10 protein-coding genes are annotated in these 12,265 nt (G+C 68.1%); all 10 read right to left on the reverse strand.

What is annotated here, in order from left to right; translation table 11 throughout:
* Positions 1 to 54 precede the first annotated feature (54 nt).
* The 10 genes from pqqA to hxlB all read right to left on the reverse strand — a co-directional run bounded on the left by pqqA (position 55) and on the right by hxlB (position 12,254).
* A complete protein-coding gene (gene pqqA, locus ACSZL9_RS16020) occupies positions 55 to 144 on the reverse strand; it encodes a pyrroloquinoline quinone precursor peptide PqqA (protein WP_446666514.1) in 90 nt (29 codons plus the stop codon).
* Positions 145 to 194: 50 nt separating this feature from the next.
* Entirely contained in the window at positions 195 to 701 is a 507-nt protein-coding gene (locus ACSZL9_RS16025) for a hypothetical protein (RefSeq protein WP_446666515.1), read from the reverse strand.
* Positions 702 to 743: 42 nt separating this feature from the next.
* Positions 744 to 2,450: a PQQ-dependent dehydrogenase, methanol/ethanol family gene (locus ACSZL9_RS16030; protein WP_446666516.1), complete on the reverse strand. Its 1,707-nt coding sequence runs from the start codon at positions 2,448 to 2,450 to the stop codon at positions 744 to 746.
* A gap of 13 nt (positions 2,451 to 2,463) precedes the next feature.
* Complete coding sequence (locus ACSZL9_RS16035; RefSeq protein WP_446666517.1) at positions 2,464 to 2,928, reverse strand: MSMEG_3727 family PQQ-associated protein; 465 nt, start codon at positions 2,926 to 2,928, stop codon at positions 2,464 to 2,466.
* A 293-nt stretch (positions 2,929 to 3,221) separates the two neighbouring features.
* Entirely contained in the window at positions 3,222 to 3,836 is a 615-nt protein-coding gene (locus tag ACSZL9_RS16040; protein WP_446666518.1) for an acetate uptake transporter, read from the reverse strand.
* Positions 3,837 to 4,096: 260 nt separating this feature from the next.
* Positions 4,097 to 6,388 (reverse strand): catalase/peroxidase HPI, encoded by a 2,292-nt coding sequence (gene katG, locus ACSZL9_RS16045; RefSeq protein ID WP_446666519.1) that lies wholly within the window; start codon positions 6,386 to 6,388, stop codon positions 4,097 to 4,099.
* A 40-nt stretch (positions 6,389 to 6,428) separates the two neighbouring features.
* A complete protein-coding gene (locus tag ACSZL9_RS16050) occupies positions 6,429 to 7,844 on the reverse strand; it encodes a LytTR family transcriptional regulator DNA-binding domain-containing protein (RefSeq protein WP_446666520.1) in 1,416 nt (471 codons plus the stop codon).
* 258 nt (positions 7,845 to 8,102) lie between these two features.
* The gene (locus tag ACSZL9_RS16055; protein WP_446666521.1) at positions 8,103 to 9,509 is read right to left on the reverse strand and encodes a LytTR family transcriptional regulator DNA-binding domain-containing protein; all 1,407 of its coding nucleotides are present in this window, start codon (positions 9,507 to 9,509) and stop codon (positions 8,103 to 8,105) included.
* A 130-nt stretch (positions 9,510 to 9,639) separates the two neighbouring features.
* Positions 9,640 to 11,583 carry a transketolase gene (gene tkt / locus ACSZL9_RS16060; protein ID WP_446666522.1) on the reverse strand — a complete coding sequence of 648 codons (1,944 nt, stop codon included), beginning with the start codon at positions 11,581 to 11,583 and terminating at the stop codon, positions 9,640 to 9,642.
* A gap of 86 nt (positions 11,584 to 11,669) precedes the next feature.
* Entirely contained in the window at positions 11,670 to 12,254 is a 585-nt protein-coding gene (gene hxlB, locus ACSZL9_RS16065) for a 6-phospho-3-hexuloisomerase (RefSeq protein WP_446666523.1), read from the reverse strand.
* Between the last annotated feature and the right edge of the window lie 11 nt (positions 12,255 to 12,265).

A 12,265-nucleotide genomic window follows, 5' to 3' on the forward strand; every position in this document is an offset into this window, starting at 1 on the left:
CGGCCAGTTGGGCGCCGGACCGAAGCCGGTCCGGCGCCCAACCGTGTTATTTACTTACTTGTCGAGGGTGGCCACGTAAGCGGTCACCTCAGCCGAAACACGGATTTCCGTGACGGTCGGTGCTTCCCACTTCTGCAACTTCATAGTGTGTATCTCCTTTTCTTCGGATGCGGATGGATTGGGGTGCGGTCAGATCAGTCGAGTGCCAACAGGACCGGCACCGCGATGAGCGTTGCTGCGCCGGCGAGCCCGGAGGTCAGCACGCGGTTGGCCTGCACCTTCGGGAACGTGCGGACAACGGCGACGCTCGCCATGACACCAGCGAACGCGAGGATGCTGCTGGAGACCAGCTGCTGCGTGAACGACATCGCGGCCGACGAGGTGCCCTCGGCGAGACCGAAGCTGATGTTGTCCACAGTCAACGCGATCGGAAGTGCCCAGACCCAACGGGTGTTGGCGACCTTCTGGGAGAAGACCGCGACACCGATCAGGTACACACCCAATGCTACCAATGCCGACACGGAAACGGCAGTGCCGACAGCTTCTGAGATTTCGAAGTGGAACGCCGTGGCGGCCAGGAACGCACCAGCGTCGAGAACACCGAAGAGCAGGGCAAACGGGATCCATGCCTTCTTCCCGAGAAGCGCACCAACTGCGAAACATGCGATGAAACTGTCAAGTCCAAGAGCCAAGAAACTCATGAGAACCTCTCTCGATCAAAAATTGTGTTTATTGGCTGCGGATCAGTCCGGCAGCTCGAAGGCGATCAGCGAAGCACCCTTGCCCTGGCCCGACATGCCGGGCACGATGCCCTCGAGCCAGCCACCCCAACCGACGGGGACGGCGATGTACTGCTTGCCGTTCACCTCGTAGGTCATCGGGCTGCTGTGGTGACCGCTACCGCACTGGAACTCCCAGAGCTTCTCGCCGGTCTCGGCGTGGAACGCCATGAACTCACCGGTCGGCTTGCCCGCGAAGACGAGGTTGCCTGCGGTGGACAGGACCGAAGCTGCCATCGGGATGTCCATCCGGTAGCGCCACTTCTCCTCGCCGTGCGAGTCGAACGCGCTGACCGAGCCGGCCATGTTGTCGATGTCGACCTCAACGGCAGCACCCCAGTAGGGCATGCCTTCCTTGAACTCGCGACGACGACGAGTGGCGGTGGCACCGACGTCGGCAACCGGGACGTAGAACATGTCGTGGTCCGGGTTGTACGCGGCGTGCGTCCACTCCTTGGCACCGGCCGGGCCGGGGAAGAAGTGCACGGGCTCGCCTTCCTTCTCCGGGTACTTCCGCGGGGTGACCTTGCCGTCACGGGTGATGACGCCCCAGTCGATGCGGTCCACGAACGGCGTGACGTGCTGCAGCTCGCCGTTGGTGCGGTCGATGACGAACATGTAGCCGTTCTTGTCGAAGTGGGCCATCAGCTTCTTGCCGTCACGCTCGAAGAGGGTCATCTCCATGGTGGAGTCGTAGTCCCACAGGTCGTGCGGCGTGAACTGGTAGTGCCACTTGATCTCGCCGGAGTCCACGTCGACCGCGACAACGCTGTCGGTGTAGAGGTTGTCACCGGGGCGGACCTCACCGTCGAAGTCGGGTGCCGGGTTACCGGTGCCCGCGTAGTAGAGGTTGAGCTCCGGGTCGTAGGTGCCGGTGACCCAGTGGTTCGCACCGCCGCGCGTCCAGGCCTCGCCGTCGTCCGGCCAGGTCTCCGAGCCGGGCTCGCCCGGCTTCGGCACGGTGTAGGTGCGCCACTTCTGCTCACCGGTCTCCAGGTCCCAGCAGTCGATGTGACCGCGGACGCCGTACTCGCCGCCGGCGGAGCCGGTGATGAGGGTGTCCTTGACGACCAGCGGCGCGAGCGAGGCGCTCTCACCTGCGCGGACGTCACCGATCGCCTTCTGCCAGATCTTCTCGCCGTTGGTGGCGTTCAGGCAGAGCAGCTGGGCGTTCTGGGTCACCATGTAGACCTTGCCGTCGTGGACCGCGCAACCGCGGTTGACGTTGGCACAGCACAGGGTGATGTCGAACGGCACGGCGTGCTTGTAGCGCCACAGCTGCTCACCGGTGGTGGCGTCGAGCGCCCACAGCCAGCCGTCCCAACCGGTGACGAACATGACTCCGTCGACGACCAGCGGGGTCGCCTCGAACGCGTAGGTCGACGTGGCCGCGATCAGACCGCTGGAGCTGGCCTGGTGGATCCACGCAACCCGGAGGTTCTTGACGTTGCTGGTGTTGATCTGGTCCAGCAGGCTGTGCCGCTGGCCGTCATACGCACCGTAGTAGGTGATCCAGTTGTGCGGCTCGGCCTCGCGTGCCTTCAGGATCCGGTCGTAGTTCAGACCCTTGGTGACGTCCTTGGCGGAGTGCGGCAGCTTGCTCAACCGGTTGTGGTTGATCGCCTTGCCAGCGTCAACGTAGTCGGTGGGAGGCTTCGGAATGGTAGTCATTTCAGCTTCCTTTCTACGGCCGCGGCTGCGCGGGTCGGTCGAGCTTGGCCTCCGGCGGGACGTCTCCGGAGACGACGATGGCGGCGGTCAGGCCACGGCCCTCGTCGTTGCCGGCCGGCGAGCCGTACCAGTAGTAGCCCGGGCCGTCGAGCTCGATGGTGGCCGTGCCCTTGGAGTGGTTCAGCAGTCCGATGAACTGCTTGTCGCCGTTGCTCGGCAACAGGCACGCGTGCGTGTTGGTGTCATCGTTGATGATCGTCAGCTCGCAGGTGCCACCGTGCGGCAGAACCAGGATGGACGGCTCCCAGGACATTGAGTCCTCGGTGATCCGGATGGTCGCCTCCATCGTGCCGTCGGGACGCTCGGTGGCCTCTCCGACGGAGCCGGTGTTGAGCACTCGACCGATGGTTGCCTTGTTCTGTCCGTCCAGTCCGAGCTTGCTCAGGAGCTCTTCACGATCTTGAGCGGTCGTCGTCATAGGACGTCACCTCCTCATTGGGGGATTGGTGGAACTTCGTTGGGTGAAGCGGCTGTGCCGTTTCGTGACGCTCGAGAGCGGTTCCTTTGGGCATTCCGTCCGCGAACGTTGTGGTGCTGTACGCCGTTGTTTCGGTCGGACCTCACGGCCCTCGTGGAGCGATCGGTCGACCCGGCAATGAGTAGGACCGTAGGCCGTTGCGCACTCGCTCAACAGGCCCAACCGTCGGATGCGCGCTCCCTGCCGTTCACCGGTCAAATGCCGCCGTCCGGCTGAGACGTGCATCACACTTCTCAGGGGATCGGGAGCACGTTCCGCTCCCAGGTGTGGTTGATGATCATCGCCGCGGACGCGTACAACGCAGCTGCGGCGTCGACGAACAGGACGTAGCCGGCTGCCTCGCTGATGCCCGTGCTGGTCGCGAACGTGCCCCAGGCGGAGATCAGGAAGACCAGGGCCAGCAGGCCGAGGATGAAGATCGTCGTTGCGTTGGTGCGCAGCGCCGCCAGCACCAGGTAGGCGGTCATGATGCCCCAGGCCAGCAGGTAGATCCCGGTGACGTTGGTGGGGTCACCGCCGGCGTCCACCACCTGCGGTGAGTAGAACTGCACCAGCAGCGCGTAGCTGAGCCAGAACCCGGAGAAGATCGTGAAGACCAGCCCGGGGAAGGTCTCGCCGCGGGCGAAGTGCAGCAGGCCCGCGATCAGCTCCGTCAGGAAGCCGAGTGCGAGCGCCACGGGCAGCACGGCCGTGAGGCCGGTGGCCTCGAACATGCCGGACATGACGCTGGCCAGCACGACCGACGAGATGCCGAACGAGATCAGGCCGAGCGGGAACGGATCACCCACGGAACTGACTGCGGCCGGGGCGGCCGCAGGAGCCGTGGTTTCGATGGTTGCTTCGGACATGAGCGTCCTCCATGTGGGTAGGGACGCAGACCGGCGCGGTCGGTACGACCTGGGCGGAACCGGCCGGTGCACCCTCGTGGCAAGGGGATCGCACGTGCGATCCCCTTGTGCCACAAGGCAATTCGCTGCTGAGCGAATCGGGCCGATCTGCAGTGCCGTGCACCGTATTCGCTCCGCACAGGCCGCGACCAGAGCGACCACCGGACCGTCAGGGCTGCCCGCTCAACCGCCCCCAGCCGCCGCTCACGATGAGAGCTGCATCACACTTTCGCCCGATTCTCGTCGGCGTTCTCCTCGGATCCGGGCGTCGCTTCCGGCCGCTCGAACCGGTCGAGGTTCATGACCTTGTCCCACGCGGACACGAAATCACGGACGAACTTCTCCGACGAGTCGTGACTGCCGTAAACCTCTGCGAGCGCTCGCAATTCGGAGTTCGCGCCGAAGACCAGGTCGACCGGTCCGGCGACCCACTTGACCGCACCGGTGGTCCGGTCGCGGCCCTCGTAGGTCGGCGTCGGGGCGTCATCGCCGTCCAGCGCGTCGTCCAACGCCACCCACTCGGTGCCCATGTCGAGCAGGTTCATGAAGAAGTCGTTGGTCAGTCGTCCCGGGGTCTCGGTGAAGACGCCGTGCGGCGATCCGCCGCGGTTGCCGCCCAGCACACGAAGCCCACCGATCAGCACCGTCATCTCCGGCGCGGTCAGCGTCAGCTGGCTCGCCCGGTCGATGAGCAGGTGCTCCTGCGGCAGCACGTTGCCCTTGGCGATGTAGTCCCGGAAAGCGTCCGCCTGCGGCTCGAGCGGCGCGAACCACTCGGGGTCGGTCCACTCCTGCGTCGCGTCGGTGCGACCGGGCCGGAAGGGTACGTCGACGGCGTGACCGCCGGCTGCTGCTGCATGCTCGACCGCGGCACATCCACCGAGCACGATCATGTCGGCCATCGAGATCCGGGTGCCGTCAGTCTGCCGCTCGTTGAAGGCATCGCGCACCTGTCCCAGCGCATCCAACACCGCACCCAGCATCTCGGGCTCGTTGACGTCCCAGCTGCGCTGCGGCTCCAGCTGGATCCGGGCGCCGTTCGCGCCACCGCGCTTGTCACTGTCGCGGTATGTCGAGGCCGACGCCCACGCGGTCCGGATCAGTTGCGAGGTGGTGAGCCCGGCGTCGAGGATCTCCGCCTTCAACTCCGCGATGTCGGCGGAGTCGACCAGCGGATGGTCGACCTCGGGGATCGGGTCCTGCCAGATGAGTCGCTCCTCGGGGACCAGCGGACCCAGGTAGCGCTCGATCGGGCCCATGTCGATGTGCGTCAGCTTGAACCACGCGCGGGCGAACGCGTCCGCGAACTCCTCGGGGTGCTCCAGGAACCGTCGTGAGATCGGCTCGTAGAACCGGTCCTCCTGCAGCGACAGGTCGATGGTCAGCATCACCGGGTGATGCCGCTTGTCAGGGTCGTGCGGGTCTGGGACGGTCCCCTCACCCTCGCCGTCCCGCGGGACCCACTGCCACTGACCGGCCGGGCTGAGCTCGACGTCCCACTTGTAGCCGTAGAGGGTCTCCAGGTAGGTGTGGTCCCACTCCGTCGGTGTGCGGGTCCAGATGCCCTCCAAGCCGCTGACGCACAGGTCGTTGCCCTTCCCGGTGCCATGGGTGCAGGCCCAGCCCAGGCCTTGCGCCTCCAGCGGCGCGGCCTCGGGCTCCGGACCCAGGCAACTGGCGGGGTCGGCGGTGCCGTGCGTCTTGCCGAAGGTGTGCCCGCCGGCGATGAGCGCCACGGTCTCCTCGTCGTTCAGGCCCATCCGCTGGAAGGTCTGGCGCATGTCACGGCCGGAGAGCACTGGGTCGGGGTTGGTCGCCGGACCCTGCGGGTCGACGTAGATCAGCCCCATGTCGCTCGCCGCCAACGGCGCGTCGAGGTCCCGCAGGCCGGTGTGTCGCTCGTCGGCGAGCCACTTGAACTCCGGGCCCCAGTAGGTCGCGTCCGCCTCCCACGCGTCGTAGCGGCCACCGCCGAAACCGAAGGTCTTGAAGCCCATCGACTCCAGTGCGCGGTTGCCGGCGAAGATCATCAGGTCCGCCCAGGAGATCTTGCGGCCGTACTTCTGCTTGACCGGCCACAGCAGGCGGCGGGCCTTGTCCATGTTGCGGTTGTCCGGCCAGCTGTTCAGCGGAGCGAAGCGCTGCAGACCCGCGCCGGCACCACCGCGGCCGTCACTGGAGCGGTAGGTGCCTGCGGCGTGCCACGCCATCCGCAGCATGAGCGGGCCGTAGTGGCCGAAGTCGGCGGGCCACCACTCCTGCGGTGTGGTCAGCACCTCGTCGACGTCGCGCGCGAGCTCGTCGAGGTCGAGTGTCAGGAACTCCGCCGCGTAGTCGTAGTCGGGGTCCATCGGACTGCCCGCACGCTGCTTCAGCGGGCGAAGGTCCAGGCGCGAGGGCCACCAGTCCTCCAGCTCGGCACCCCGCTGCTCCTGCCGTTCGCTGGCGACCTTGCCTTCGCCCACGACCTTGTCGTAGGTGCGGTAGACGTGAGTGTCGGGATTCTCGGGCACGAGATGCTCCTTCCGTGGGTGAGGTGGGCGAGGTCGCGGGTCAGATACCCAGCGCCTGGCGTACGGCGGAGGCGTTCCGCCGCGACACCGGCACCGCAGTTGCGTCCGGGTCGTCCATGACCAGGATGAGTTCGCCCTTGTCGCGTCGCTCGATCTCGCGGACGCGGTTCAGGTTGACGACATACCGGCGGTGCACGCGCAGGAAGCCCGCCCCGGAGAGTTCGTTGTCCAGCTTGTCCAGCCCGGCGGACACCGCCCGGAGCCGACCCTGGTCGGTCGACAGCCAGACTTCGCTGTCGGCCGCCTCGGCCAGCAGGATCTCGGGGTAGCGGCACAGCACCGTGCGGTTCTCCCGCAGGCCGGCCACCCGGTCCGAGGTCCGTCGCACACGTGAGGTGACCAGTGATCCGGTCACGTCGGCCGGTTGCGGAAGCTGCTCGCCGTCGATGGTCGAGAACGTCACCAGGTGACCGACCAGGTTGCCGTAGAGGAAGACCGGTCGGAAGCCGATCGGCGACGGCTCCTCGGCGGTGAGGTGGGTGAAGATCTGGGTCGAACCGGTCCAGCCCGGGTCGTATGCCGCCTGCTTGCTCGCGAACTTCACGGCGTGCATGAAGTCCGGCAGTTGCGGCAGCCAGCGCACCGCCGGGTTGATCGCGGGAGTGTTGCTCGGCACGCCGAGCAGCACGCCGGCGGTCTCGTCGGCAAGGACGACCTTGCCGGCCTTGTCGACGGCGACGAGCGGGTCGAGCGAGCGACCGCGTGCGTGCTGGAATGCCGCGAGGAGCTCGGCGCCCCCGTCGCGTGCTCGCGTCCGCAGGGTCGTGTCGATGTGCCGGGCGGCGTTGTAGAGCCAGGACCGGGCGGCCGACGGCAGGTCACTGCGCCAGCAGGAGATGTTCAGGGCAGCGATCGGCTCCCGGGTCACCGCATCACGTATGGCGACGCCGGCGCAGCTCCAGTCGTGGAACGCCTCGCACCAGTGCTCCTCCCGCCGGATCACCACCGGGTTGTGCGTGCTCAGCGCGGTGCCCATGCCGTTGGTGCCGACAGCACTCTCCGACCAGCAGAACCACGGCGCCAGGCTCGCGTCGTCCGCGACCGACCGGGTGACCTTGTCGCCCCACTTGGACAGGACCCGTCCGGCGGAGTCCGTGACGACCAGGATGCCGCCGATCTTGGAGACCTCGTGCGCCATCGACGCCGCGCAGAACCCGAGCTCGGCGAAGACGACATCGTGTTCGAGCGGGTGTGCGAGCTCTTCGACCGCCACCGGCGCCGCGGTCAGCTGCGGATCGACGCGGTACTGGTCGCGGCAGCGGTGCCACGAGACGGCGATCTCGGGACGGACTCCACGCACGTCGTCCTCGCCCTGGACGAAGCGCTCCCAGGCGTGCCGGACCGAAACCTGCGTGTGGCGGGCGGTCCCTCCTCGAATTGGGTGCACGGCAGTCATCAGAGTCCTCTTTCAGTTTGCTCGGCCGGATGTCCATCGGCCACGTCCCGAGACTCACGGCAGCTCCGGCCGCCTTTGCGATGCGGTCCCGGTGTGCGCTTCCTCACAGTCTACGTGGGTTCTGCGGGGTTCGGTATGGCCCGGGAAAGGAACCGCTCGCGTGCGGTGCCGTACCGTCCACCCGCAGTGGTTGACCGTTCAGCCAGGAAGGCCGAGGACCTCGGGTGACGGTTCCGGGGCGGTCCCGGGGCGGTCGGATCAGATCCCCAAGGCGTTCCTCAGGGCCCGGGCGTTGCGGCGTGACACCGGCACTGCGGTGCTGTCCGGGTCGGACAGCACCACGACCAGCTCGCCCTTCTCACCTCGCTCGACCTCGCGGATCCGGCTGAGGTTGACCAGGTATTGCCGATGCACGCGCAGGAAGTCCCCGGTGTCGGCGAGATCTGTCTCCAGGCTGTCCAGCGTCTGCCGGGCGGACCGGAGCCGGCCGTCGTCGGTGCCCAGCCAGACACCGTCCCGGTCGGCCGTCACCACCGAGACCTCGCCGGAGTCCAGCAGCACCATGCGGTTCTCCTCGCGCAGGGCGACCACCCGGCGCTGCTGCGCGCGGACGCCGTCGCCGCCGACGTCGGCCTGCCGGAACTGCTCACCGGCGAAGGAACCGAGCGTCACGATGTGCCCGAGCAGACTGCCGTGGGCGAAGACCGGCTCGATGCCGATCGAGGTCGGCTCGTCGGAGACCGTCGTGCGGATCTGGGTGGATCCGGTCCAGGTGCGGTCGGCCTCGGCCTGCTTCGTCGCATACCGGACGGCGTGGATGAAGGGCGGCAGCTGAGGTTTCCAGCGCGCCGAGGCCTCGACCGCGGGCGTGTTGGCGGGCACGCCGAGCACGACACTCGCCGCGTCGTCGGCGATCACGACCGCACCCGCTGTGTCCACTGCCACGATCGGTTGCTTGGAGTGCCCGTGCACGTTGGTGTAGACGCCGAGCAGCTCGGCGCCGCCGTTGTGCGCTCGCCCGCGCAGGGTGTTGTGGGTGTGCGTGGCGACGCTGTCCAGCCAGGACCGCGCGTTCGGCGGCAGCTCGTGGCGCCAGCAGGAGAGGTTCAACACGGCCAACGGCTCCTGGGTGACCACGTCGCGGATCGCGACACCGCCGCAGGACCAGTCGTGGAACGACTGACACCAGTGCTCCGACTGGCGGATCATCACCGCCTGGCGCGCTGCCAGCGCGGTGCCCATGCCGTTGGTCCCCATGGCGCCTTCGGACCAGCAGTACCACGGCGCGAGACCGCCTTCGTGAGCGATGGCACGGGTGTCCCGGTCGCCCCACTCGGCCAGGACCCGACCACCGGCGTCGGCGACGACCACGATGCCACCGATGTTCGACAACTCACGGGCCATCGCCGCAGCCCGGAAGCCGAGCTCGGTGAAGACGACGTCCTGGTCGAAGGAGTGCACCAACTGCGAGACCGCGGCGGGAGCCTCCGGGAGGAAGGGGTCCACGCCATACTCGTCGCGGGATCGGTGCCACGAGATCGCGATCTCCGGCCGGATGCCGCGTATGTCGTTCTCGCCCTTGACGAAGCGTTCCCACGCGCCGTAGACGTCCCTGCGTGCAGGGCTGCCGGAGACCGACAGTCTTCGTCGATATGTGGTTGACATTTCCGAGACCGCCTTCGCTGTACTCGTTCCGTCCCGTCCGCTTCGACGGGACGGAGCAACCCGGGTTGTGGGACCGGCGGGTCCGACGAGGTGAAGTGCTCGCCCCGGGTGCGCGAGACACTTCCTGCCGTCAGTGCTCGCCCGGGCGTGCGCCCGTGCCCGCCAGGTGCGCGCGGATGCGCGAGACCACCGCGTCAGTCGAGAGCCCGAAGTGGGCGAGGACATCGTCGCCGGGGCCACTTGCGCCGAACGTGTCGATGCCGATGGCCACATCGGCGATGCCCTGCCAGACAGCAGTGCTGCCGGCCTCGATGCTGACGACGGTTGCTGAGGGGTCGGGTGCATAGCGGGTGCGGTCCAGCGGTGACACGACCCGCACCCCGACGCCGTCGGCTCGCAACGCCTCCGCGGCGTTCACGGCGAGCTCGACCTCGGACCCGGTGGCGACGATCTCGACGGCAACCGGCAGTTGCCCGTCGAACCTGGCAGGCGGATCCTGCGGCAGCTTCTGCCGGGACAGGATCAGCGCGGTCGGGCCGTCGGTGCGCTCCAACGCCTGCTGCCACGCCTGCGCTGTCTCGACGTCGTTGGCCGGCCGCAGGACCTGTAGGCCCGGGATGAGCCGCAGTGACTCCACGTGCTCGACCGGCTGATGGGTCGGGCCGTCCTCCCCGACGGCCACCGAGTCGTGGGTGAGGACATAGATGACCGGTTGGTGCATCAGCGCGGACAACCGCAGCGCCGGTCGCAGGTAGTCGGCGAAGACCAGGAAGGTGCTGCCGAAGACGCGGAAGCCGCCGTGCAGGCTGATGCCGTTCAGGATCGCGGCCATGCCGAACTCACGGATGCCGAACGCGATCGCGCTCGATGAGAAGTCCTGCGCAGTGACCGCGTCGCCGGACACGGTGCCGGTCGAGCCGGCCAGGTCGGCAGAGCCGCCCACCAGCTCCGGCATCACGGCCCGGACCGCGTCCAGGCAGGCCTGGGAGGACTGGCGGGTCGCCCGCGGTGCGTCGCCGATGACGCTGCGCAGCGCTTCGGCGAGGCCGACCGGCAGGGTGCCGGCCTGTATGCGGCGGTATTCCGCCGCGCGATCCGGCGCGGACTTGCGCAGTGCCGCGAAGTCGTCACGCCAGGCGGCGTGCGCCTGCTCGCCGAGCTGGACCCACTGCGCGGCGACCTGCTGCACCGACAGGGGCACGGTGAATGGCGGGTGATCCCACCCGACCAGCGCCTTGGTCTCGGCCAGCAGTGCCTCACCCAGCGGGGCGCCGTGTGCCTTGGAGGTGCCCTCGACGCCGGGAGCTCCGGCACCGATGGTGGTCCGAACCGCGATGAAACTCGGCCGCGGGTCGGCCTTGGCCCGGGTGATGGCCGCGTCGATCGCGGCGATGTCGGTGCCGTCGAGCACCTGCTCGACGTGCCAGCCGTAGGCCTCGAACCGCGCGAGCTGGTCGTCGCTGGAGCAGCGCGAGACGTTGCCGTCGATGGTGATGTTGTTGTCGTCCCACAGCACCACCAGCCGGCCGAGGCGGAGGTGTCCGGCGAAGGAGGCCGCCTCGTGGCTGACCCCCTCCATCAGGCACCCGTCGCCGACGATGGCGTAGGTGTGGTGGCCCGTCAGCTCCGGGTAGCGCGCGTTCGTCATACGTTCTGCGAGCGCCATACCCACGGCCATGGCCAGGCCCTGGCCGAGCGGTCCCGTCGTCGACTCGACACCGGGGGTGTCGCCGTACTCCGGATGGCCCGGGGTGCGCGACCCCAGCTTGCGGAAGTTGCGCAGCTCCGACAACGGCAGGTTGTAGCCGAAGGTGTGCAGCAGCCCGTAGAGCAGGGCCGAGCCGTGCCCGGCCGACAGCACGAACCGATCACGGTCGGACCACTCCGGGTCCGCCGGGTCGTGCCGCAGGTGCCGGCTCCACAGCGTCCACGCCATCGGAGCGGCACCCATCGGCATACCCGGGTGCCCGGAGCCCGCCGCCTCGACCATGTCGGCCGCCAGGAAACGCAGGGTCTCCACCGCCAACTGGTCGGTCTCCACCGACAGGACGGTCGGATCGAGCGTGTCAGTCATCAGGCTGCCTCTCCACGGCTTCCGGGCACCCGGAGCCTCAGCGGCTACGGGGGTGCTACGGGATGTTCGAACAGGGGTGCTGGGCGTCAGCCGATGTTGGCGTGACGCTCCCACAGGCGCTCGGCGGTCTGGTCGACCTGGCTCCACAGCGACTGGAAGAGCGCGTCCGAGGCCAGCAACACCGACTGCTCGAAGAGGCTCCCGGCGTACTGGCTGGTGATTGACGCGCTGTGGTCCTGCTTGTCAGCGGCCGGCAGCACCAGCACCTCGTCGGCGCGCTGCGCCAGCGGCGAGTCGGGGGCGGTGGTGATGGCGAGCACGGACGCGCCCACCTTCTTGGCAACGTCAGCGGCGCCGACGACCGAGCCGGTCGTGCCCGAGCCGGAAACGGCCAGCAGCACGTCGCCCTCGCCGATCGCCGGAGCGGTGACCTCACCGGCGACGTGGACTTCGAGTCCGAGGTGCATCAGGCGCATGGCGGCCATCTGGATGGCCAGCCCGCTGCGGCCGTTGCCGATCACGAAGATCGCCTTCGCGCCGGTGAGCAACTGGCCCGCGCGGTCCCACTGCGCCGGCTGGACGGAGTTGAGCAGACGTGCGTTCTCGTCGAGCACGATGCGCCGGCCAACGCTGAAGTCGGTGCGCTTTGCGTCCTGGTCGGTGATGGTCATGTTCGCTCCTC

It is taken from the genome of Flexivirga sp. B27, assembly GCF_052905685.1.

What these genes read in the sequence shown, in the direction of transcription:
- pqqA (WP_446666514.1), bottom strand. Translation starts at nt 144, where the DNA reads ATGAAGTTGCAGAAGTGGGAAGCACCGACCGTCACGGAAATCCGTGTT.
- ACSZL9_RS16025 (WP_446666515.1), bottom strand. Translation starts at nt 701, where the DNA reads ATGAGTTTCTTGGCTCTTGGACTTGACAGTTTCATCGCATGTTTCGCA.
- ACSZL9_RS16030 (WP_446666516.1), bottom strand. Translation starts at nt 2,450, where the DNA reads ATGACTACCATTCCGAAGCCTCCCACCGACTACGTTGACGCTGGCAAG.
- ACSZL9_RS16035 (WP_446666517.1), bottom strand. Translation starts at nt 2,928, where the DNA reads ATGACGACGACCGCTCAAGATCGTGAAGAGCTCCTGAGCAAGCTCGGA.
- ACSZL9_RS16040 (WP_446666518.1), bottom strand. Translation starts at nt 3,836, where the DNA reads ATGTCCGAAGCAACCATCGAAACCACGGCTCCTGCGGCCGCCCCGGCC.
- ACSZL9_RS16050 (WP_446666520.1), bottom strand. Translation starts at nt 7,844, where the DNA reads ATGACTGCCGTGCACCCAATTCGAGGAGGGACCGCCCGCCACACGCAG.
- ACSZL9_RS16055 (WP_446666521.1), bottom strand. Translation starts at nt 9,509, where the DNA reads ATGTCAACCACATATCGACGAAGACTGTCGGTCTCCGGCAGCCCTGCA.
- tkt (WP_446666522.1), bottom strand. Translation starts at nt 11,583, where the DNA reads ATGACTGACACGCTCGATCCGACCGTCCTGTCGGTGGAGACCGACCAG.
- hxlB (WP_446666523.1), bottom strand. Translation starts at nt 12,254, where the DNA reads ATGACCATCACCGACCAGGACGCAAAGCGCACCGACTTCAGCGTTGGC.